The 21,872-nt window shown below is 38.8% G+C and carries 21 protein-coding genes and 1 pseudogene; 12 read left to right on the forward strand and 10 right to left on the reverse strand.

Annotated elements, in window-relative coordinates; translation table 11 throughout:
• On the forward strand, nt 1-879 hold the full coding sequence (locus tag LEP1GSC199_RS14460) for a glycogen-binding domain-containing protein (RefSeq protein WP_039926940.1): 879 nt from the start codon (nt 1-3) through the stop codon (nt 877-879).
• 210 nt (nt 880-1,089) lie between these two features.
• Here LEP1GSC199_RS14460 and LEP1GSC199_RS14465 read toward each other — a convergent pair whose 3' ends face one another.
• From LEP1GSC199_RS14465 to LEP1GSC199_RS14500, 8 genes are all read right to left on the reverse strand, one after another.
• Nucleotides 1,090-1,818 (reverse strand): GNAT family N-acetyltransferase, encoded by a 729-nt coding sequence (locus tag LEP1GSC199_RS14465; RefSeq protein WP_002986582.1) that lies wholly within the window; start codon nt 1,816-1,818, stop codon nt 1,090-1,092.
• A 77-nt stretch (nt 1,819-1,895) separates the two neighbouring features.
• The gene (locus LEP1GSC199_RS14470) at nt 1,896-2,222 is read right to left on the reverse strand and encodes an ATP-dependent Clp protease adaptor ClpS (RefSeq protein ID WP_002986331.1); all 327 of its coding nucleotides are present in this window, start codon (nt 2,220-2,222) and stop codon (nt 1,896-1,898) included.
• A gap of 17 nt (nt 2,223-2,239) precedes the next feature.
• A complete protein-coding gene (locus tag LEP1GSC199_RS14475; protein ID WP_002986271.1) occupies nt 2,240-3,205 on the reverse strand; it encodes a transketolase family protein in 966 nt (321 codons plus the stop codon).
• A gap of 2 nt (nt 3,206-3,207) precedes the next feature.
• Nucleotides 3,208-4,374, reverse strand: coding sequence for a methionine adenosyltransferase (metK, locus tag LEP1GSC199_RS14480; protein ID WP_002986373.1), 1,167 nt, complete (start codon nt 4,372-4,374; stop codon nt 3,208-3,210).
• 25 nt (nt 4,375-4,399) lie between these two features.
• Nucleotides 4,400-4,966: a lysophospholipid acyltransferase family protein gene (locus LEP1GSC199_RS14485; protein WP_002986265.1), complete on the reverse strand. Its 567-nt coding sequence runs from the start codon at nt 4,964-4,966 to the stop codon at nt 4,400-4,402.
• A gap of 167 nt (nt 4,967-5,133) precedes the next feature.
• Nucleotides 5,134-5,826: a Rossmann-fold NAD(P)-binding domain-containing protein gene (locus LEP1GSC199_RS14490; RefSeq protein ID WP_002986516.1), complete on the reverse strand. Its 693-nt coding sequence runs from the start codon at nt 5,824-5,826 to the stop codon at nt 5,134-5,136.
• On the reverse strand, nt 5,823-6,185 hold the full coding sequence (locus tag LEP1GSC199_RS14495) for a PilZ domain-containing protein (RefSeq protein WP_002986410.1): 363 nt from the start codon (nt 6,183-6,185) through the stop codon (nt 5,823-5,825). Before LEP1GSC199_RS14495 ends, LEP1GSC199_RS14490 begins: the two co-directional genes overlap by 4 nt.
• Before the next feature lie 32 nt (nt 6,186-6,217).
• Nucleotides 6,218-7,678: an MBOAT family O-acyltransferase gene (locus LEP1GSC199_RS14500; RefSeq protein WP_002986604.1), complete on the reverse strand. Its 1,461-nt coding sequence runs from the start codon at nt 7,676-7,678 to the stop codon at nt 6,218-6,220.
• 129 nt (nt 7,679-7,807) lie between these two features.
• Here LEP1GSC199_RS14500 and LEP1GSC199_RS14505 point away from each other — a divergent pair, with 129 nt between their 5' ends.
• Entirely contained in the window at nt 7,808-8,314 is a 507-nt protein-coding gene (locus tag LEP1GSC199_RS14505) for a DUF3332 family protein (protein ID WP_002986519.1), read from the forward strand.
• 52 nt (nt 8,315-8,366) lie between these two features.
• Nucleotides 8,367-9,434, forward strand: a complete 1,068-nt coding sequence (locus LEP1GSC199_RS14510; RefSeq protein WP_002986348.1) for a hypothetical protein — start codon at nt 8,367-8,369, stop codon at nt 9,432-9,434.
• A gap of 43 nt (nt 9,435-9,477) precedes the next feature.
• Here the strand turns inward: LEP1GSC199_RS14510 and LEP1GSC199_RS14515 are convergent, their stop codons facing one another.
• On the reverse strand, nt 9,478-9,831 hold the full coding sequence (locus LEP1GSC199_RS14515) for a single-stranded DNA-binding protein (protein ID WP_015682476.1): 354 nt from the start codon (nt 9,829-9,831) through the stop codon (nt 9,478-9,480).
• Between the two features lie 143 nt (nt 9,832-9,974).
• Between LEP1GSC199_RS14515 and LEP1GSC199_RS14520 the strand changes: the two genes are divergently transcribed.
• The 4 genes from LEP1GSC199_RS14520 to LEP1GSC199_RS14535 are packed head-to-tail and all read left to right on the forward strand — an operon-like array spanning nt 9,975 to nt 15,555.
• A complete protein-coding gene (locus LEP1GSC199_RS14520) occupies nt 9,975-11,492 on the forward strand; it encodes a sensor histidine kinase (RefSeq protein WP_002986481.1) in 1,518 nt (505 codons plus the stop codon).
• Entirely contained in the window at nt 11,489-11,890 is a 402-nt protein-coding gene (locus LEP1GSC199_RS14525; RefSeq protein WP_002986491.1) for a response regulator, read from the forward strand. The genes LEP1GSC199_RS14520 and LEP1GSC199_RS14525 overlap by 4 nt, the downstream gene beginning before the upstream one ends.
• Nucleotides 11,891-11,919: 29 nt before the next feature.
• The gene (locus LEP1GSC199_RS14530) at nt 11,920-13,482 is read left to right on the forward strand and encodes an FMN-binding glutamate synthase family protein (protein WP_002986340.1); all 1,563 of its coding nucleotides are present in this window, start codon (nt 11,920-11,922) and stop codon (nt 13,480-13,482) included.
• A complete protein-coding gene (locus LEP1GSC199_RS14535) occupies nt 13,483-15,555 on the forward strand; it encodes an adenylate/guanylate cyclase domain-containing protein (RefSeq protein ID WP_002986565.1) in 2,073 nt (690 codons plus the stop codon).
• Between the two features lie 6 nt (nt 15,556-15,561).
• On the opposite strand, the gene eat is transcribed toward LEP1GSC199_RS14535, so the two are convergent.
• On the reverse strand, nt 15,562-16,866 hold the full coding sequence (gene eat / locus LEP1GSC199_RS14540; RefSeq protein WP_039926943.1) for an ethanolamine permease: 1,305 nt from the start codon (nt 16,864-16,866) through the stop codon (nt 15,562-15,564).
• A 214-nt stretch (nt 16,867-17,080) separates the two neighbouring features.
• Here eat and LEP1GSC199_RS14545 point away from each other — a divergent pair, with 214 nt between their 5' ends.
• The 5 genes and pseudogenes from LEP1GSC199_RS14545 to LEP1GSC199_RS14565 form a co-directional block, all read left to right on the forward strand.
• Nucleotides 17,081-17,950: an LA_0442/LA_0875 N-terminal domain-containing protein gene (locus LEP1GSC199_RS14545; RefSeq protein ID WP_232420800.1), complete on the forward strand. Its 870-nt coding sequence runs from the start codon at nt 17,081-17,083 to the stop codon at nt 17,948-17,950.
• A gap of 14 nt (nt 17,951-17,964) precedes the next feature.
• Nucleotides 17,965-18,678: a hypothetical protein gene (locus LEP1GSC199_RS14550; RefSeq protein WP_002986208.1), complete on the forward strand. Its 714-nt coding sequence runs from the start codon at nt 17,965-17,967 to the stop codon at nt 18,676-18,678.
• A 101-nt stretch (nt 18,679-18,779) separates the two neighbouring features.
• Nucleotides 18,780-19,586, forward strand: a complete 807-nt coding sequence (locus LEP1GSC199_RS14555) for a hypothetical protein (protein WP_002986358.1) — start codon at nt 18,780-18,782, stop codon at nt 19,584-19,586.
• Nucleotides 19,587-19,631: 45 nt separating this feature from the next.
• Nucleotides 19,632-21,257: a TPM domain-containing protein gene (locus LEP1GSC199_RS14560; protein ID WP_002986547.1), complete on the forward strand. Its 1,626-nt coding sequence runs from the start codon at nt 19,632-19,634 to the stop codon at nt 21,255-21,257.
• Nucleotides 21,258-21,402: 145 nt separating this feature from the next.
• Nucleotides 21,403-21,699, forward strand: a pseudogene (locus LEP1GSC199_RS14565) (hypothetical protein); the annotation flags it as partial.
• Nucleotides 21,700-21,872: the final 173 nt, after the last annotated feature.

Genomic DNA, 21,872 nt, shown 5'->3' on the forward strand with positions numbered 1-21,872 from the left:
ATGATGAAATTCAAATCCATCCGTATTGCCCTATTTTTACTCTTTTTCACAGGAATCGGAATCTTTGCCGAGGAGGGAATGGATTGGATTGGAAGTTTTTCCTCTAAAGAACTAGAGATGTCCGATGAAACAGAAGACCAAGATACGGTGTATTACCTTTGGCAACTAGAAAGTCTCAAAAAAAATATCGCTCCACGTTACATTCGTTATCTTGATGTAGAATCTTACGTATCCACTGGCAAACTCATTCATAGAGGGATTCTATTTACCTATAACGGACTTCGAGATGAATCGGTAGAAATCTGTGGAAGTTTTAACAATTGGGATTGTTCCGATATGAAACGAAACCAATACGGAATCTATTATACAGTCGTAGAACCTACACAAATCACAGATACTTACGAAGAAGATCCGGTTTATGAATATAAGTTCCGGGTAAATGGACTCCTAACCTACGATCCAGAAAATTTCGATAAGTTGGAAGATGGTTCTGGATCTTACTACTCTCGTTTTATTTTAGAAGGAAAAGATACAGACCGCCAAACAAAAACAATGGTCCTCGAAGATTCCGCAAACGAAGAAAGAGACTTACGAACCGTAAAATTCCAAATCTATTTACCGAATGCCGAAGTAGTTCGAGTTGTGGGAAGTTTTAATGATTGGAACCCAGAACATGATTTTTTGAAAAAAGATAGAAAGGGAGTTTTTACTCTCGAAAAGAAATTACTTCCGGGTGAATACCATTACCAATTCATTGTGGATGGGGACTATATGTTGGATACTTACAATCCAACAACTCATATCAAAGTAGATACCAATGAATCGGTTTCTTCTCTGTTAGTACCGGAACGAAGTTATGCCTTAGAACGAAAGATGTGAAGGCTCCAAAAATATAAACAAAATATCGTATAACACCTAAACTTACCGAAACGAAAAGGGAGGCCTCTTTTATTCGATATTTTTCCAACATATCATAAATATATTACGCCTAAAGCACATTTAATATTTTTTTATCTAAAGTCCAAAGTTTTATATTTATTTGTATGGTATCGGAGATTAGAATAGAATCAATAATACCGATTCCATACTCTAAATGTTTATTTTCAAAAGAGGTTTTGTTAAGCTTGATAGGCTTATTTTTTGATTTCCATTTTCATCGAAATTATTGTCGTTTAAATATATTTCAAATGCTGCTTTAATTTCTTTCCATTCTGAATCAATAATTGAAAACCATGATGTATCACGATTTCTATTTTTATTGATTGTATGTTGTCTAAAAGTTCCTTCGTATGAAAATCCAAATCGCTCAGCTGCAATTTTAGAAGGAAAATTAAGTGAATTACATTTCCATTCGTATCTTCTGAAACCCAATTCAAAAGCATAATTCATAAGTAAATACAATGATTCTGTTGCCGCTTTAGTTTTTTTTAGTAAATTAGAGAAATTCAAGTGGCCAACTTCAATTGAAGAATTTTCTAAATCAATTCTAAGGTAAGAAATAACTCCCACGGCTTTAGAAGTATTTTTATCAATGATTGCATAGAAAGTAGGGTCTATAAGATTTTCTATTCCAATGATCCATTTCTTATATTCTGATATTGTATTAAAAGGTCCATAATTTAAATAGGTCCAACATTCACCATTTTTATCAATAGAATTTGCTTCGTATAAATCTTCGGCATGTATTTCAGAACTTAATGGTTCCAATATAGAAAATTTTCCGTGAATTTTTATCTTTTCAGGAAATTTTGGTTTCTGTAAATTATTAATTAATAAACCAATTGGCTGACCGAATTCATTAATTTCATAGTTATTCATTGTATAGATCCAAGTATTTGATAATTATCTGGAGTTGAGTTTAGGAAGGATTCCACATAACACCTAATAATAAGAACTTACTTTTCCAAAGTGGCAGTCATGGATCCTTTTGAGGAACTCATCCGAGGGTCTGGGCCATAGTTTAAGATCCGTTCGTGGACAAACTCGGCATGTTCCAATTCCCCTGAAAAGACGATGGTTTTTTTTCTAGTGTCGACTTCCACCGCATGTTGGAAGGCTTTTTCCCAAGGCATTTGGCAAACGTCCATTAACATCTCAATCACATATTCGTAAGTGTGAAAGTCATCATCCCAAAGGACAACTTTCCAAGGCCCGTCATTATGACGTGGCCTCACTTCGGTTTCTTCTAAGATGGATGGTTGGGAAACTCCGGCTCCGGTCATAACCCAAAACCCAAACCTTATTTTTTCTTTTTGGAAATAGCGATTTCTACGTGGGAAACTACATCTTTGGCACGGAGACCGAAGTAATCGAGTAGACCACTCCAAGTTCCCGATTTTCCAAATGTATCTTTCATTCCAACTTTGATAACAGGAACTGGATACTCTTCGGAAAGAAGTTCTGAGACAGCAGAACCAAGACCACCGATAACATTGTGTTCTTCACAAGTTACAATGGCCCCGCATTCTTTTGCTTTGGCGATGATGGCATCTCGATCCAAAGGTTTGATAGTTGCCATATTGAGAAGGCTTGCACTAATTCCTTTTTCTTTGAGAAGACCGACAGCAATCATGGCTTCGTTGACCATAACACCGTTGGCAATGATACAAACATCTTTTCCTTCGGACATCACTTCTGCTTTTCCAATTTGGAATTTGTAGTTTTCTCTTTCAATCACAGGAATGGCAGGTCGGCCGACCCTTACATAAACAGGTCCTTTGTAATCTGCAATGGCGTGAATGACTTGTTTGGTTTCGTTAAAATCAGAAGGGCAAATCACAGTCATTTCAGGAATGACTCTCATAATCGCAAAATCTTCGATACACTGGTGAGACGCACCATCTTCTCCTACGGTGATTCCACCGTGAGAGGCAACGAGTTTTACGTTTAACTTTGGATATACGACACTATTTCGAACCACTTCCCAAGCTCTGCCAGATAAAAACATAGCAAAACTAGAGGCAAAAGGTACAAATCCGGAAAGGGCAAGGCCCGCTGCATGGCCAACTAAGTTCTGTTCAGCGACCCCAACATTAAAAAAACGTTCAGGATATTTTTTCTTAAAATCCGCAGTTTTAGTGGAACCGGAAAGGTCCGCATCTAAAACTACGATATCTTGCCTGGACGCACCTAACTCAACTAAGGCTTCGCCGTATGCATCTCTTGTTGCTCTTTTGTCCGCAGTGGATTGGCTAGGTGCTCCCATACTTATCCTTTTTTTAAAGCGTCAGCTTTATCAGTTTTTTCCCAAGTAAACGTACTACCTGTTCTACCAAAGTGACCATAAGCAGCTGTTTCTTGGTATTTTCTTCCTTTTCCAAGAAGATCCAAACCATCTACAATTCCTTTTGGAGTGAGTTTGAAATTTGCTAAAACTCGTTTTGCGATTTCTTCGTCAGAAATAGTTCCTGTTCCAAATGTATCCACAAGAACCGATACAGGTTCTGCCACACCAATTGCGTAAGCGAGTTGCACTTCACATTTGTGTGCAAGACCAGCCGCCACAACGTTTTTAGCAATATAACGACCGATATACGCAGCAGAACGATCTACTTTAGATGGATCTTTTCCAGAGAATGCACCACCACCATGACGACCCATTCCACCGTAAGTATCTACTATGATCTTACGACCAGTAAGACCTGTATCACCATGTGGTCCGCCGATCTCAAATTTACCGGTTGGGTTGATAAAATAACGAGTGTTCACAAGAAGTTCTTTTGGTATCATTTTTTTGATACATTCTTCGATCACTGCTTCTTCGATTTGTTTGTGAGTCACACCTGGTTTGTGTTGTGTGGAGATAACCACAGTGTCCACTTTTTTTGGTTTTCCATCTTCGTATTGGATGGTTACTTGTGACTTAGCATCGGGACGAAGCCAATCGATTTTGCCAGTATGACGAAGTTCAGATAAATGTTCTAAAAGTTTGTGAGAGTAATAAAGTGGAGCTGGCATCAGTTCCGGTGTTTCTGCAATCGCAAAACCAAACATAAGACCTTGGTCCCCTGCTCCTTGTTCTGTATGAAGTCCTTCTCCTTCATTTACCCCTTGGGCAATGTCAGGAGACTGTGCATGCACGTGTGATGCAACCACAGCGAAATCAGCATCGAAATACATATTGATATCGTTGTAACCGATTTTACGGATCACATCACGAGCCACTTCTTGTGTATCGACTTTTCCTTTACTGGTAATTTCGCCTGCGATCACAACAAGGTTAGTAGTGACTAGAGTTTCGCAAGCCACACGGGATTTTGGATCTTGGGCTAAATACGCATCGAGAATGGCATCAGAGATTTGGTCGCAGACTTTGTCTGGGTGTCCTTCCGATACGGACTCGGAAGTGAAGATATAGTTTTTAAGAGAGGACATATTTTTTACCTTACTTGGTTAAAATTTAGAGTTTAGGCGGTACGTCAATAGAATTGTCGGGGTATTGTCCACGCACAAAAGATTCCAGGATTTCTGCATTTTTCCCCATAGCTATTTCCAATTTTTTGGCATATTCATCCATTTGGCTCTCCGAAAGCCCTTTCGGAACAAAGAACGGCTCCCCGTATTGGATGAAAAGTTTTGCCCCAAATTTAGGGAAAAAATGCCTGTCCCAACTTTTGAAAGTGTAAGCCCTGTCATAACAAGAATGCAAATACAGGATGGGAAATCCTGTCAGAGAGGCCGTTACAATCACTCCGGGTTTCACTTCCCTTCTCGGGCCTTTGGGACCATCGACAGTAAAGATAGGGACCGCACCTTGTTTCATCTCTTTTAAGATATTGCGAAACGCCCCAGTCCCACCTCTTGTGGAAGAACCACGAACCGAACGAAGGTTAGAGCGAGCAAAGGTTTGGTGGATGATTTCACCATCTTTCGATTGGGATACAAGTGCCACCATATCTGCTTTTTTCTTTCGTTTCAAATACTGGGTGGCATGCCTATAAAGAGAAAGTGTGGTTTCATGAAACACAGCAATGATGTAACCGGAACCTTTTTCAATGACCTTGGCACTTTCCTCGGGGATGATGAATTTTTGGTTTCGAACAAATAGATACCAAACTCGAACAATGAAGTGAACTACCCAACTGAGGATAATGTATTTGGTTTTGGAATAGGGTTTTTATTTGTTATCTGGAATCAAAAAGAATGGTCCTTACCGATCTCCCAAAGGACATCGTTTTCATAAATTTTCACTGTAGGTGCCGCGCCCGGCACTGGTTTGTCGCGTAACAAAGAATGAATCATAGATTTGGCAACAAATTCACCGGGAATGGGTTTGTATTTTTTTAAACCAAGAAGACCAAAAGGAATGAGGTTGCCAAGAAACTCTCCCACCTTCTCCCCTACTCGCACTTCTTCTCTTTCTCCAATCAGTAAAGAAGGCCGAAAGATTCCTAAAAAGGGAAATTGTAACTTACGTAGTTCCGTTTCAATTTCGCCTTTCACTCGGTTATAAAAAATAGTAGAGTTTGGATCTGATCCCATAGCGGTAATGATATAAAATCCTGGGACTCTCTTTTCTTTTGCCTGTTTTGCTGCGAGCAATGGATATTCGTAATCAATCTCTCTGAATTTTTCCTTGCTACCGGCTTTGCCGATGGTTGTACCCAAACAACAAAAAACAGCATCGATCCCTTCCGGAATGGAAACCTTTCCTGACTGAAAATCCTCAAAACGAACTTGTACCACTTCAATGGGAACATTGGGATTTGAGGCGGATTGCGAGTTTCTCGCCCAAACAATTACCTTTTTGATTTGAGGGTAAAAAACAAGAGAGAGTAACACTTGTTTACCGATAAGACCGGTTCCACCAAGAAGTAGTATTTTCATTTGATCTCCAAACTACGTGCAAGCATGGAATCAGTCAGATTGAGTCTTTCTTGAAACTGGATTCCCGCAATATAATAAATTACGTTTTTGATTTTAGAAGTTTGGGTCCAAATGATTGTTCCTTCAAAGAACATCCGTTTGGTGCCTTTTGACCAAACGATACTGCCCAAAACTTGGGACTCAATTTCATCGCTGAGTAAGTCATCCTCACCCAAAAAACAAAGGCCTTCTTCTGATATATTCCCTAACTTTCCGAACAAAGTGATCCCTTCCAAATCCAATTGGACCTCAAACCCAGAAAAGTCACCGGGAGAAATTCTTGGAAGCCTTCGCTCACTTTCCATAGCAACAAGGTACAAGGATTCCTATTATTGGAAACGAAAAAAGCAAATTAGAACTGAAAGTAAATGAACGGAACGGAATTTTCTGGTGTAGCCAAATTTAAGACAAGAAAAAGAACCGGATAGAGGGCAAACTCCAAACTAGCCGGGATTTGTTTGCCTTTTCCCTTTTCAAAGATCAAATAACCAATGGCATGGCCCAAATATAAGAAGAATAGGATCCAGAGGAAGTCCTTCCACATATAAGGCCGAATTTGTCCCATCTGAAAAGTAAAAATTCCCCGAATGTGGATCCAGGCATTTTCCCAAGTGAGGGAACGAAAAAAGACTGCCCCTAAAAAGAAAATGGAGCTATTCAGAATATTCTGAAAGATCCAAAGAGGAACCTTATACCAGTGTTTTGTTTCTGGATTGTCCTTTTTGTCCGGAAACCATTCCTTCCAAACCTCTTCCAAGACATAAAAAACACCATTGAGGGATCCCCAAAATACGAAAGTCCACTGGGCTCCGTGCCAAACTCCACTCACAAACATAGTAAACCAAAGATTGAACTTTCGTCTTACCGACGTTACCCGACTCCCACCCATAGGGATATAAATATAATCACGTAACCAAGAATTTAAGGTCATGTGCCACCGACGCCAAAAACCAGAAACTGAAGTGGCAATGAAAGGCAGATTAAAGTTTGTCGGAAGTTTGTAACCGAGTAACATGGCACTACCGATCGCCATATCCGAATATCCACTAAAATCTAAATAAACCTGAATTCCGCCCAAAGCTGCGGCAATTAACAAGGCATAGGCGTGATGCCCAGCAGGATCTGCATAAATGGTATCAATGGTAGGGGCCACCATATCGGATAGGATTGCTTTTTTAAAGTAACCTAACATAAAGAATCGAATGGCAACACGGAATTCGATATCTTCCAATTTCTTAGGACTGTACAATTGTGGCATAAAGGTTCTTGCCGTCACAATCGGGCCTGCCACCAGTTGCGGGAAAAAACTCACAAAAAGAGCAAAACGGATGAAATCTTTTTCAGCAGGGATTTCCCGGCGATACACATCAATAGTATACGATAAAGATTGGAAGGTAAAAAAAGAAATTCCCGCAGGAAGAATGATTTTGAGAACAGGCAAAAGATCTGCACCAAACATTGGATTGGTGACTGTGTTAATAGAGGTCACAAGAAAATTATAGTACTTAAAAAATCCCAATATAAAAACAAGATTGGTAATCAAACTAAAAAGTAAGAGGTAGTATCTTATTTTTTCCCTGGTTTCTGAGCTAAGTTTCAGTCCTACATAATAGTCAATGGCAGTGGAAAGTAGGATGAGCGCACCAAAACGGTAATCCCAAGACATGTAAAAGAAATAACTACTAATGAGTAGGAAAATATGTAAGATTCGTGTTTCTCTTGATTGATTCGAAAAAATGGTGGGGAATACGTACCAAACCGTAAAAAAAACAAAGAGAAAGAAGACAAAATATTCAAAATCGGAAAAGATCAATGGGATTTGCCTTCTATTCAGACCAGGCTCTTTGAAAAAATATGTCTGTCAATCATTTCGGCTTGCAGATGTCTACAGAATCGCTATGATATACCTCTAGTTTTCTAGCTAAAAACTTAGAGGTATAAAATGAAAAAAATATTAAAAACAGCTCTCGTGGGAATTTTGTCCTTTGGCTTACTTTCCAATTGTTTTGGAAAATTTGGTGCTGTCAAAGCAGTATACTCCTTTAATGGAAACATCCAAATTGGTTCTGGCAAACTCGCAGGTTTCTTTCGTTCCCTTTTAATGATCTTCCCACTATACATTGCTTATGGATTTGGAAGTTTTTTAGACATCTTTATTTTCAACCTAATTGAGTTTTGGACTGATCGAAATCCAATCGCAATCGCTGAATATGACTTTGATGGAAAGTTAGTCAAAGAATACAAACAAGATGGTCAAACCATTACCCTTACTTATTCTGAATGGGGTAAGGTATTGAAACTAGAAGCACCGACTCAAACAGGAATGGAACCTATTTACTTCCTAAAAGAAAAACCGGAAAAAGCATACCGCATGATCAATGGAAAGTATGTGGAAATCCTCCAAACTAGCGGACCAATCCTCCCTCCGCTTTCCGTAAAACACATCTAAACTTACTGATTGCCCCTAATTTTAGGGGCAATCTATGTCCGATAATTAAAATATGAATCGTTTGTATTTTGTTTCCTTCCTGTTACTCCTCTCTTTCGGATGCCAAACTCCGCAACAGGTAGTCACCCCAACTTTTCCCACTCACACAGAACAAATCAATCTCAACCGAATTAAGATGATCACCAAATCGGAAGCAGTTCATACGGATTCTAAAGAAGGAAAAAAACCTCTGACTTTAGAACCAGGTGTCAGTGTAGAATATTCAGAGAACAAAATTCCCTTTATACAGTTGGATTTGTTTTTTGAAGATGCCGGTATTAGCATCATAGAAGAAATCATTTCCGGCACCATTTTGGACCATCATATCATTGTCCTAAACCAGAAAGGTGAAATTATCGCCAAACAACCAGTAAACTTCCAAGCCTACGAAATTTTAGAAACAAAAACAGAAGTGATGCGAAACAAAGTAATCGTTGGTGAGTCAAAAAAACCAGTAAAGGTAAATAGCACAATTCCTGAAACTAAAACCTCGCGGGAGGCCATAGAAAGACAATACACCGATAGAGACACAGTTCCTCAAGTATTAGAAATCCAAGAAGGCAAAGTTCCCAATCTTGGTGAATACATAAATATTTATTTAGAACTCACTTATGTAAATCCGCAACTAGAACCTAACTGTGAATCATACGCCGGAAATTGTAATGGAGCCAAACAGAAATTTTTTGAAGATGTCACCGGACGTAACCGAAGAGAATTGGATATTTTAAAAAATCGTTATGTAGAGGGTGAAGTTGCACAGTTTCCAAACCTAACACAAACTGAACAATTAGAATTCAAAACCAATATCAAATCAAAAATTGAAAACTCGAATGGTGTGTTTGGGCCCAAACATGGATTCACAAAATTTATGTTTCGAGAATGGAACCTAGTTTCCTCTCCCCGGTATTTTCGCATTATATCGATAAACAAAAATGGGAAACAATCATTACTAGAAGAACGTATTGATGAAAAAAAACTAACGGATGAATCAGAAGAAAAATCAAATGATCACGATTCCCATTCCATTTTTGATTCCCCCACCCATACAAAACATAAAAAAAGAACGATTTCGACTCCCTAACGAAAACGGGTGTAGGGAGATTCCAACACCCGCCATGTCCTTTTTAAGCAACCTTTGACTCTTTCTTTCGAACGCTGTCAAATCGAACAGTGGAAGCAGTGACTTTAATTTTTGATCTATTTTCACCTTCAGGACTTTTCCACCGGTTTTGTTTCAGATTCCCCATTACGGTGACTTTGCTCCCTTTTTTCAGGTATTCCACGCAATTCTCGCCCAGTTTTTCCCAAGCCTCCACTTCAAAGTAAGACACATCTTCCTTGTCCTTTCCTTCTTGGTTGTTGGACGTGTGGTTGACGGCAACTGTGAAATTTGCTAAAGACTTTCCACCTGCAATAGTTCTTTCTTCTGGATCTGCGGTTAAATTTCCGTCCAGAATGACATACGATAGATTTTTCATTTGAGTATCCCTTAAATCAGTTTTGATGGCCATACAAAGACTGGTTCTTTTTTGATTTGGTTGGTTTAAAAAAATTTACAAATGAGACTAAATTTATAAAATCCTAGTTCACATTTACATTTCGGATAGACAATCCAAAGGAATTGCCGAGAATTTTCCTCGTGGGACTTCCCGATTCTGAGATACTTCACTTAGTAACGGCTATTAGCCGAGAGTTGGTTTGTTTACACGAATCAGACGGAACCTATATTTATGTCAGCCCCAACTCGGAAAAAATCATAGGATATAATGCAGAAGAACTAGTTGGTAAAAATCCTTACGATTATTTTCACCCTGATGAAAGAAGGCTCATCCAAGAAAGATCACACCAACCTCTGCTTCGCGGAGATGAGAACATTCATACGACATTTCGTTTTTTACATAAAAACGGAAACTATATTTGGCTACAATCTGACAATCGTTTAACGATACATCCCACTACAGGAAAAAAATATTTACATTCATCTTCTAGAGATATATCAGAAAAAATAGATACCGAGGCAAATTTAGCACTCTCAGAACGAAGATTCAATACATTATTCCACGACTCGCCGATTGGACTTGTACTCACAGGAAAACACGGATATATTGATGAAGCAAATGATGCCTTTGCTAATTTTTTAGGTTATAAAAGTTTCGAGATCATTGGGAAACATTTTTCAGAAATCAGTGCCGGTGAAGAACTCGAAGAAAATTTAAAGTATAGAGATGAAGTTCAAAAAGGAATTATCGATAACTATTCAATTGAGAAACAATACCTACATAAATCAGGAAAAAAAGTTTGGGCCTATATCACAGTCACTGTCCTTCGTGACGATACGGGTCATCCCCTCCATTATCTTGCTCAAATCATCGATATCAATGAAAGAAAAAAATCAGAAACTCTCCTTCTAGAAAATAATGATCGGTTGAAGGCTATTACAAGTTCCCTTTTAACACAAAACAAACAACTACAAGCTTACAACCAAATCATCTCTCACCACCTGCGAGCCCCCGTTAGTAATTTAAGAAGCCTTCTCGATTTAATGAAAGAGACAAACAATCTCGAAGAAATCAGAGAATTGGAAAACCATTTAGTAGGTGTCACTGAAACCTTAGAAACTGTCCTCTCTGAACTAATCACCACATTAAGAATTCAAAATCCAGACACTTACAAATCAGAACCAGTCCTTATTAGCCAATCTTTTTCCAATGTGTTACAACTGATGGAAGGAGAATTAAAAACCAAACAGGTAGAAATCCAATCCGATTTTTCGGGGGGAGAAACGGTTTATTTCTCAAAAGAGTTTTTAGAGACAATTTTCTTACATCTTCTGAACAATTCCATACGGTATTCCTACCCGGACAGAAAACTACGTATTTCCGTGGAATCCTTTCAAATTGGATCCCAAACCGCCATTTCTTTCTCAGACAATGGAACTGGGATCGATTTGGAACGATATGGTGAACAAATTTTTCAGTTAAAGAAAACTTTTCATCGTCATATCAGTGGTAAGGGACTCGGGCTGTTTTTGATTAAATACAAAATGGAATCTGTAGGTGGAAGGATTGAAGTGCGTTCCAAACCAGGAGATGGAGCTACATTCCTTATGTACTTTCCCGACGGGCGAGAGACTCTATGACCACTCCCAAAATTTGTGTTATTGATGATGATAAAATTTACCAGTTCACTACGAAAAAGATCATCTCCAATGCCGGGATCAAAGGGGAAGTTCTGGTATTTTCAGATGCGGAAAATGCTCTCGAATTCTTTCATCAGGAGTTTCAGAACAAAGAACTACTTCCAGATATCATCTTTCTCGATATCAATATGCCCTTTATGGATGGATGGCAATTTTTAGATGCCTTTGGAAAGATCTTTCCCAAGTTTCCAAAAACAATCGAAGTATTCCTTGTCAGTTCCTCTGTTGACGATGCTGATACAGAACGGGCTGCAAAAATTCCAATCATCTCTGGATATATCTTCAAACCCTTTACAAAAGAAAAACTTTTGGAATCTTTAGCCCGCCTCCAATCTTAGCTTGTCAACTTTTTGCTTTGAATATAGAAATGGACGCACCACTTATGGATCAAATACTCAATTGGATTGAAACCTATCCCCTATCTTCCACTCTGATTGGATTGTTGTTGTTTCTTGCGATCGTTTTCTTAAGAGACATCACTCAAAAAACGCACACAATTCAGAGAAACTTTCCCATCGTTGGACGGCTTCGCTATTTTTTAGAAATGATAGGACCAGAACTTAGGCAGTACTGGGTTGCCCATGATAAGGAAGAACGTCCCTTTGATCGAACCGAAAGAAGTTGGATTTATGCAACGGCCAAAGGACAAAACAGTAACTTTGGATTTGGAACTACAGAAATCCAATACGAACCCGGATATCCCATCATAAAACACAAAGCCTTCCCCTATCCAGAAGCAAATGCATACATCCATAACAATGATACAAGTTGTATCCCTTGTTTAAAAGTCATTGGTACCAAACGAAAATTTCCTTATAGACCCTATTCCATTGTGAATATATCTGCGATGTCCTTTGGCTCTCTTGGAAAAAATGCAATCATGGCACTCAATAGAGGTGCTAGAGATTCCGGCGCCTATCACAACACAGGCGAAGGTGGTCTTAGCAATTACCATAAGCAAGGGGCTGATATGGTTTGGCAAATTGGAACTGGTTACTTTGGTGCCAGAGACCATTCTGGAAAATTTAGTTTGGATGTCTTAAAAGAGAAAGTGGGAGAAAATCCATGTATTAAGATGATTGAAATTAAACTATCACAGGGCGCCAAACCAGGAAAAGGTGGGATCCTTCCTGCAAAAAAAGTAAATGCAGAAATAGCATCCATCCGCCATGTCGAAGAAGGAAAAGATTGTATTTCTCCTAACTCCCATAGTGAGTTTACGAATGTAAAAGAACTCATTCAATTCATAGAAAAAATTGCGAACGGAACAGGACTTCCTGTGGGAATCAAAAGTGCTGTTGGTGAAATTGAATTTTGGGAAGAACTCGCTCATGAGATGAAACAAAGTTCAGAAGGACCCGACTTCATCACGATCGATGGAGGAGAAGGCGGAACAGGAGCCGCCCCCCTTACCTATGCCGACCATGTTTCTTTACCTTTTAAAATTGGATTCCAAAGAGTCTACACTCTCTTCCAAAGTCAGGGTTTGTCCGAACAAATTGTATGGATTGGTTCCGGAAAATTAGGTTTTCCTGATCGAGCCGTGGTTGCGATTGCCATGGGTTGTGACCTCATCAATGTGGCTAGAGAAGCCATGTTATCCATTGGTTGCATCCAAGCACAAAAATGTCATACAGACCATTGTCCGGCCGGTGTTGCCACTCAGAATTGGTGGTTACAACGCGGTGTGGATCCTGAGATCAAAGGAAAACGTGCAGCCAAATACATCCAAGGGTTTCGAAAAGAACTTCTTAGTTTAGCTCATTCTTGTGGATACGAGCACCCAGGACAATTCACAGGCCAAGATATAGAAATCAGTATGGGAATGAACCGTTACCAAACCCTAGAAGGACTTCTCGGTTACAAACGAGACGAAGTCAAATTCACAAAACTTCAGGATTATACGGTATTCCCGAAACGACAAGCCTAAATGAAAAAACTCTTTCTTATCGTCATGTTATTCCACCTCGGTTGTCTTTCAGAGGAAAGGAGTGTAAAAGCAGAAACAAAGAAAGGGTATTTAGATCTTAGCCAACATTCTTTTTCAGACCAACCATTTGTGGCTCTGGATGGGGAATGGAAATTTTTCTGGAATACAGCTCCTTCTCAAATACAAGAAACCGATTCAGATTTGTTGCTAAACCTTCCCAAACATTGGAATGGATACAAAATGGATTACGGTTCTCTTGGTGGATTTGGTCATGCAAGTTTCAGAATCAAATTGAAACTTGCTGAAGATCTTCACGAGACTATGGCACTTACGGTGTTAGAACAAGACACTTCATACGCTATTTATGTTAACGGAAAGTATTTAGGTGGGTCAGGAAAACCAGGAACCAATGCAAATGAATACACTCCACAAGTAAAATCCACCATTGTTGTTTTACCAGAAACATCAAACATCACCATCGATCTCTATGTTGCCAATTACGTTCACAGGAAGGGAGGGATTTGGAATGATATTGTTCTTTCTACTTACACCAAAGCAGAAAGTCGACTCACCAAACGAAAGATCAACGAAACCATGTTGTCCTCGATCCTAACCTTTGTGGGATTTTTCTTTTTTGTAATGTATTTTTACAATCGTGATGGCAAACACACAATGGGAATTTTTTTATTTTCCGTAGCAGTATTACTTCGAACCATTTCCACGGGAGAACGTATTTTATTAGAATTTGTCGATCTTCCCTATTCTTTTCTATTACGATTGGAATACCTTTCTTGGTACTGGTCTGCCCCACTTCTCTATCATTATTTTTATACAATTTTTCCCGAAGACTTCTCCAAACGAATGGGAACCTTCTTTTATATTCTTTCATCGATCTTAACGATTGGTCTTTTATTACCGCCAGTTTATTTTACAGAAACAGCATCTATCTACCCCATTGCTTTTGTTGCCAATGGGATTATTATATTTATTTATTTGTATCGAGCTTACAAAAAAAAACGTATGGAGTCCAAACCTTTGTTATTTGGAATGCTTTTGGTTCTCGTTGCGGCTACCAATGATGTCCTTCATGCAGAATCATACATCCATACAACCTACATAGCACCGGCCAGTGTTGTGATCTTTGTATTTTTACAAGTGATAACCTTCGGACGGATTGTTCGCCAAACCATGACAAAAACTTTGGAATTTGCACAGGAACAAAAACAACTCAGCAATTCCTTTAGTCGTTTTGTTCCTACAGAATTTTTGTACCACTTAGGCAAAACCGATATCCGATCCGTGGATTTAGGGGATCAGGTCCAAAAAAGAATGACAATACTCTTTGCTGACATCAGATCTTTTACAGAATTTTCAGAAAGACTCACTCCTAAAGAAAACTTCGATTTTTTAAACAGTTACTTACAACGAGTCGGCCCTATCATTCGGCACAATAATGGATTCATCGATAAATTCATCGGTGATGCTGTTATGGCACTATTTCCATACGATATCAATGATGCCGTTAAAGCGGCCGTCGAAATGCAAGACGCTATTCGTATTTATAATGGCCATAGAGCCAACTGCGGATACATTCCCGTCGAAGTGGGAATCGGAATCCACACAGGAAACCTCACCTTGGGAATATTAGGTGAACACAAACGAATGGAAGGAACTGTTATCTCCGACGCCGTCAACTTGGCATCTCGTATTGAAGGGATCACCAAACTCTTTTCTTCTCGAATTGTCATCAGCGCAGATACATTCATTGAGGCCTCCGAAGGATTAGGATACCACTACCGACTTCTCGACCGAGTGGCAATCAAAGGCAAAACAGAATCTGTATTTGTTGTGGAAGTTTTGGATGGATATGAACCAGAAAAAGCATCCAGACTCATTTCTATTAAAGATGATTATACCTTGGCATTGGATGCTTTTCGACGAGACGATTTTGAAGAAGCTATGGATGGATTTTCAAAACTATTGGATAAAAACCCCGATGATTCTGTCTCGAGGTTGTTCTTAGATCGTTGCAGAGAAGCAAAAGAAAGATCAAAAATGGAATTTGGGAGTTAACTCAATTTACCAAGACTTGTTCCTTTTTTGTTTTAAGTGGTAACCAATTCCCAAAACAAAACCAAATCCCAAAACCCCGAGTGCTAAATAAGGCTCGGAAAAACAAACAGAACCGCAAGCTACAATTCCAAGAACGAGGGCAAGCCCGGGTAACACGGGATACAGCGGAGCTTTGTAAGGTCTTCCCATCTCTGGTTCTTTTTTCCGTAAAACAAAATAAGAAACAAGACTTAAAAGATACATTCCACAAGCACCTAATGCCGATATGGTGATGAGTTCTGCTGTATCCAAAAAATACATACAGAAAATACCTAAAACACCGCCACTAATCACTGCATTTTGGGGGACCAAAGAACCATGGCTCAGTTTGGAAAGGTAGGTTGGTAAATATCCTTCTTTTGCCATTGCATAAATCAAACGAGAGTTTCCGAGTATGATTCCGAATAAGGATGCTACAAGTCCAAACAAACCAATAAAGGTAAATACAAAAGGCCAAATTTGATCAACACCATATAACTTCTGTAATACATAAGATAATGGATAATCTAGTTCAGCAACTTCTTTAGTATCCACAACCGAAGCGGTAAAAACAAAAATGAGACCCGCCAAACAGAGTAAAGTAAAAATACCCGCAGTGTATCCAATAGGTATGTCCCTTGCTGGATTACGTACCTCTTCCGCAGCTAACGCCACTCCTTCCACTGCCAAAAAAAACCAAATCGCAAAGGGAATCGAAAGAAAAACAGAACTCCACGATATGGAACTGACCTCAGGAAATTTTGGAATACGATCTAAGGAAACATGAGGCCAAAGAAATGCCAGATAAAATAAAAGACCAAAAACAGCAACGATGGTAACTAAAAGTTCAAAACGGGCGGTTTGTTTGATTCCGGTTAGGTTAATTAACAATAATAAACAAAACATTACGATACCTGCACCAAATGCTGGTATAACGGGAAAAAGAAAATGGATGTATCCTCCGAGGGCTGAAGCAATGGCAGGTGGTGCGAGTAAAAATTCCACAAGAACCAAATACCCAGTGACAAGCCCAAACAAATCACCAAGTGCCCTCTTTGCATAAGCGGAAGGACCACCCGACTGAGGGATGCTTGCTGCAAGTTCCGTAAAACAAAGTGCAAATAGCACATAGAAGGTGGCAATCCACCCTATGGCAAAACTGAATTCCCAAAAACTAGCTTGAGACCAACCAAAGTTCCAGCCAAAATAATCGCCAGAGATGACAAGTCCTACAGCAATGCCCCATAAATGCACAGAATGTAGAACTTTATGCATTTTTTGATCTTCTTTCATGCCACCTCTTTGTAATAAAAACCGTTCAGGATTAAAATAAAAACATCATCAAATGGCAAACCCACAAACAATGCAAGATACTATTTTTCTGCCTCCTACCTGTAAGTTCTTGAGATTCCATTAGGATCTGTTTGGCGGGGGTCCCACCTGAGGGATCCTGATCACTGAACACTTCCGGGAGTATTTCCACAAAACGGGAAATTCGGTATTGCAAATGATTCTAAATTCTAATAATATAGGACAAATACTAGAACGGAAACAGAATATGCGGATCTTAAAACTAACCTTAATTATACTTTTATATTTCATTTCTCCCTTAGGCGCAGTACAAACCATCCTTCTCAAACAAGGCAAGTCCATCAAAGGAATTGTTACCAACCAAAACGTGGATAGTGTTGAAGTGGACACACAAAACGGAAAACACATGGTCATCTCCAAAAAGTCCGTTTTAAAAATTATCTACAAAGACATTGCCGAATCCGAAGAAGAAACGATCCGCAAGGAAGAAGAAGAAAAACGGAAAAATGAAAAAGAAAAAGCCATCGCTGCTAAACAAGAAGAGATCCGCAAACGTAGGGAAGAATTAACACGACAAGAATCAGAAAGGAGAGCGAAGGAAGAAGGTGGCGAAGTGGTCACTCATAGCCTGCGAGACTCCTTTGTCCTAGGTTCCGTTGCCGATGGAAATATGATCACACTCGCTCCCGACTCTGCGAGATGCCAAACCTTCCATGAGTATCCAGAATACTTTTGGCTGTTTGGTGCCCTTCGCTTCAAAGAACCTGATTGGAATGAGCTCCTGCCTAAAGACAATCGTCCCGTAAGAATCAAACAAACTTCCACCTGGACAGATATGGCTGTTACCCTTCTCGGTGGATTTCTCATCACGATTACACGTAAAACAATTATCGTCGATGTTTGCGAAGGAAGCGGATACCGTATGGTTTCTGATTCAGAAATCAAACGTATCAAAGACGAAGCCGTAGAACAAATCAGAACGGAACAAGAACTGAAAGAAGCAGAAGAAAAATACGAGTTAGAACAACTAGAAAAAGATTTAGAAACTCTGAAGAAAAGAAAATAAGGGAATAGTTACCAATGAATCATCTCCATCTGATACTAAAACCAATTCTCGTAACGTTCTTCTTTTTGTTTTCTACGAACTGCTATCTGAACCCAATTGTAAATAATTTACTCGATCCAAAGGTAGAAGAAGACAGTTCTTCCTTACTAGGGATGATTGCCGGTCTCGCAAACCAAACAAACTCTACAACAACCAATACGTCAGGAAGATTCTACTTAGAAACTTCCATGGGTCTGGTCTCATTACAATTTACTGATAATGGTACCATTGTAAATATCCAGTTAAACGTTTCTCGAACTTCTGTAACTGTCCTATCTATTGACAAAGCAAACTACATAGTACAAAGTTTAGATGTTTACGAAATTGGTGTGGAACCTCCTCCATCTTTAGAATTACTCTTTTCCATGCCGTATGAAGGTTTATATATTGATAGTAATAACTTCGCAATAACGATCGGTAGTGGATCCCAATTTATTTTTTCTGAAAATCTTGAAACTCCCTCCGATCCATTCCTTTGGGCAGCTGAAAATATCGTTGTTTTCCCACCTATTTTATTACAAAATAATACTATTTTAAATAATACTGTTTTACTAACGATTGATAACCAGACAATCCTTCCATCGACAACATACACTGTTACTTTGAATTCTGGAATCAGATCGGAAACAGGGAAAATGCTCAAACCAACTACATTCCAATTTAAAGTGGGTACATTAATTCCAAAATAGATTAGAATCTCGAAATGAAGGGGATTGAAATCCTTAAATAAATAATCGAATTTGGATTTACAAGTAGTGTAGTAACATTTATTATTAAGGTGGAGATTTTTATGAAAATGCGAACTCATAGATTATCGATTTTGATTATATTATTTTTAAGCCTCGCCAATTGTTATTTTAATCCACTTGTGCAGACCGTTGTCAGTCCAAACGAAAAAGAATCCGATAATTTATTTCCTGCGCTTTCAATATTATCACTTTCAGAAAGCTCATTTACCGTCTCTGTCTCTGGCCAACTAAGGGATAATGATGGTGCCACTGAACCAAACATTGGTTTAAAAGTGATTTCTCGTTCCAGCCAAATAGACGGCGTTGATTCTACTGCTACTACCGATATTGCAGGAAGATTTTATATGAAGCTCTCTACTGGTACTACAGAAATCGGACTGACGAAGGCGGGTTCACCTTATTACAAATTTACCTTATCAATCACTTCTCCCGATGATATTCGTGTTACAGAAATGAATGGAAATCCTGCTGGTGTTGAAATCGCTGGTTTAGTTGCTTTTGATCCAGGAAATCCACCCAGCTTTTTTGAACTTACCAATTCTACACCTGCTAATAATTCCACTTTAACCAACGCGCCCAGTAGTTTGTTTTTTAACTTTTCTGATCTTTTAGAAATTCCAGGAGGATCTTTTTCTGATTGGTTTGCTTTAAACATTTTGATTTTTCCTGCTTTCTCGGTAGAAAGTGTGGGCATCGCTGGCTCTACGATTTCGGCAATGCCTTATGGATTTGGAAGTGAGACCACAACCTACACAATTTTGTTAGGTCCAGGAATTCGTTCCCAGTCAGGAAAAACTTTAACGCCAAGAACAGTCAACTTTACTTGCGTATCTCCTTGTAGTCCCTGACTCTTACTTGACAACTAGAGTTCATCGGTATAGATTCTTCAGATCGTGAACTCTAAATCTCTGTCTGAAATAAATAATTCACAAAAACTCCTTCTAACTTTATTACTTACGGTAACAGTTACTCTCTCCTTCCTTTTTTCCTGCTCCCCGACGGGGGAAGGAATCGACCAACGAGTCACACAAGTTCCCAACCCCAAAGAACTTAGAAACAGTTGGGTGGAAGACAGTGCCGGAGTTCTAACAGACACGACAATCATTGACCAAATGATAAATGCGGAAGAACAAAATTCCGGTTTAGAAATTGCTGTGGTCACTCTTCCAACAATTGAAAGTTATGTGCCAAAAGACTTTGCAGTTGCTTTATTCAATCATTGGAAAATTGGGAAAAAAGGCAAAGACAATGGAATTCTAATTTTACATGTGATCGACCAACGTCGTGTGGAAATTGAAATTGGTTATGGCCTGGAAGGAGACCTACCCGATGCCACAGTCAAACGAATCATTGATACCTATACAATCCCAGCATTTAAGGCAGATAATTTCCAAAAAGGTCATGCGGATACAGTAGCAGCACTGATTAACAAATTAAACCATCCTGAAATACCTGTGGAAAACTTAGTTTCGAATGTTACTGAAACAAATATTTCGGCTGATACAAGTGTTTATCCATCAAACGATGACACATCCAATGAATTCAAACGAACTGATTATTATGATTATCAAGGGAAATCTTACATTCACCTTACAGAAGATGAAAAAAAAATATTAGAAGAAACTATCGAAAAATTTAATACCACTGGAAATTATTTTTTAAACGATGAAGAATCAAGGTTATTAAATGAAAAACTAACAGAACAAGAAAGAATCGAAAAAGAAGAATCATTTCGTTATAAACAGTTTTTTATTTTGGGTTATCTAGCCCTATTTGTATTCCTAAATTTATTCCAACGATTTGTTGTTTGGATTACACCTTCCCCTACTGCCAAATACCATATTGTTCACAAAACAGATTTTATATTGTTTTATGGCCTTGTCATTAGTCCCGTCATTATAACGATCACTCTGCTTTCTTTAGTTTTAGAGGATGCTTTATTTCCTGTGTCTATCTTTCTTATCATAGGCAGTATTGTCATATTTTTCATTTTCTGGGGAGACTTACGAATGCGTAAGTTAAACGAAAGACTTTTGAAAATTAGAAACATTCCGAGAAACTGTAAAAAATGCGGAACAAAGATGACAAAACTTTCCGAAGAGGAAGATAACATCCATTTGTCGAAAGGCCAAATTTCTGAAGAAATTGTAAATTCCATAGACTATGATGTATGGGTCTGCCCAGGATGTGAAGCTAACGCCGTCCTCAAATTCCCTAGTATCAATCCAGAATATATTTACAAAGGTACTTCTTTTCGAAAAATTATGGCCTGCCCCGAATGTAAGTTTGAAACCTTTGTTTGTAAATCGAGCAGAATCATCAGTGAAGCAACTTATAGTAGTTCCGGAAAAGTGGAAGTCAAAAGGACTTGCGCCCATTGTAAACACAGTGCCGTTGAGTATGAAACCATTCCTAAAAAACAAAAAAGCAGTTCTGGAGGGTCTTCTGGCGGAGGCGGAGGTGGTGGAAGTTTTGGTGGTGGTTCCTCTGGAGGTGGGGGCAGTGGCGGAAGTTACTAATAGACCTATAAACCAAAAGTGTTTTTATAAACCGGACTTGAAGAAAACAAATATAGTATATATCCCTACTTAAAAATTTCTTCTTTTCCGGAACCAAACATACATTCGCCTGTTCGATTTGTATACCAATTTAGAATATGGTTTTATGTTTAATTTGTCTTACCTTAGAAACAAACAACCGTTTGTTTCCCTAAAATATAAATTTTACTTTTTTTTAGTTTGTCTCTTTTTGAGTCCGTCACTTTGGCCCAATGAAAACGGCACACCCCTCACCATTCACGACAAAAAGGGGAATTGGAATATCCAATGGGGTTACAATAGAAGTTACTACACACAAAGTGATATTAATTTTCGTGGCCCCGGATATGAGTATACACTCAAAGGAGTTGATGCAAAAGACAAACCCGAACCCTTTAAGGCAGACGTATACCTAAACCCATCCAAATTTTATTCCAGTTCAGATGAAAACGCAATTTTGCTGACCTAAATTAAGCTAATACTCCAAGCCGAAAATGGAGATTAGAGATGGAAAAACACGTGGAGAAAGACGTACGTTCAAAGCGGATGACAAGATAGGCATCATCCGAAAACACCTATTAAAATCAAAGTTGGTAG

The organism is Leptospira vanthielii serovar Holland str. Waz Holland = ATCC 700522, assembly GCF_000332455.1.
In the GTDB taxonomy this organism is placed as follows: domain Bacteria; phylum Spirochaetota; class Leptospiria; order Leptospirales; family Leptospiraceae; genus Leptospira_A; species Leptospira_A vanthielii.

Excerpts from the sequence above, each read along its gene's own strand:
- LEP1GSC199_RS14460 (WP_039926940.1), top strand. The coding sequence starts at position 1 with ATGATGAAATTCAAATCCATCCGTATTGCCCTATTTTTACTCTTTTTC.
- LEP1GSC199_RS14465 (WP_002986582.1), bottom strand. The coding sequence starts at position 1,818 with ATGAATAACTATGAAATTAATGAATTCGGTCAGCCAATTGGTTTATTA.
- LEP1GSC199_RS14470 (WP_002986331.1), bottom strand. The coding sequence starts at position 2,222 with ATGACCGGAGCCGGAGTTTCCCAACCATCCATCTTAGAAGAAACCGAA.
- LEP1GSC199_RS14475 (WP_002986271.1), bottom strand. The coding sequence starts at position 3,205 with ATGGGAGCACCTAGCCAATCCACTGCGGACAAAAGAGCAACAAGAGAT.
- metK (WP_002986373.1), bottom strand. The coding sequence starts at position 4,374 with ATGTCCTCTCTTAAAAACTATATCTTCACTTCCGAGTCCGTATCGGAA.
- LEP1GSC199_RS14490 (WP_002986516.1), bottom strand. The coding sequence starts at position 5,826 with ATGAAAATACTACTTCTTGGTGGAACCGGTCTTATCGGTAAACAAGTG.
- LEP1GSC199_RS14505 (WP_002986519.1), top strand. The coding sequence starts at position 7,808 with ATGAAAAAAATATTAAAAACAGCTCTCGTGGGAATTTTGTCCTTTGGC.
- LEP1GSC199_RS14510 (WP_002986348.1), top strand. The coding sequence starts at position 8,367 with ATGAATCGTTTGTATTTTGTTTCCTTCCTGTTACTCCTCTCTTTCGGA.
- LEP1GSC199_RS14515 (WP_015682476.1), bottom strand. The coding sequence starts at position 9,831 with ATGAAAAATCTATCGTATGTCATTCTGGACGGAAATTTAACCGCAGAT.
- LEP1GSC199_RS14525 (WP_002986491.1), top strand. The coding sequence starts at position 11,489 with ATGACCACTCCCAAAATTTGTGTTATTGATGATGATAAAATTTACCAG.
- LEP1GSC199_RS14530 (WP_002986340.1), top strand. The coding sequence starts at position 11,920 with ATGGACGCACCACTTATGGATCAAATACTCAATTGGATTGAAACCTAT.
- LEP1GSC199_RS14535 (WP_002986565.1), top strand. The coding sequence starts at position 13,483 with ATGAAAAAACTCTTTCTTATCGTCATGTTATTCCACCTCGGTTGTCTT.
- eat (WP_039926943.1), bottom strand. The coding sequence starts at position 16,866 with ATGAAAGAAGATCAAAAAATGCATAAAGTTCTACATTCTGTGCATTTA.
- LEP1GSC199_RS14545 (WP_232420800.1), top strand. The coding sequence starts at position 17,081 with ATGATTCTAAATTCTAATAATATAGGACAAATACTAGAACGGAAACAG.
- LEP1GSC199_RS14550 (WP_002986208.1), top strand. The coding sequence starts at position 17,965 with ATGAATCATCTCCATCTGATACTAAAACCAATTCTCGTAACGTTCTTC.
- LEP1GSC199_RS14555 (WP_002986358.1), top strand. The coding sequence starts at position 18,780 with ATGAAAATGCGAACTCATAGATTATCGATTTTGATTATATTATTTTTA.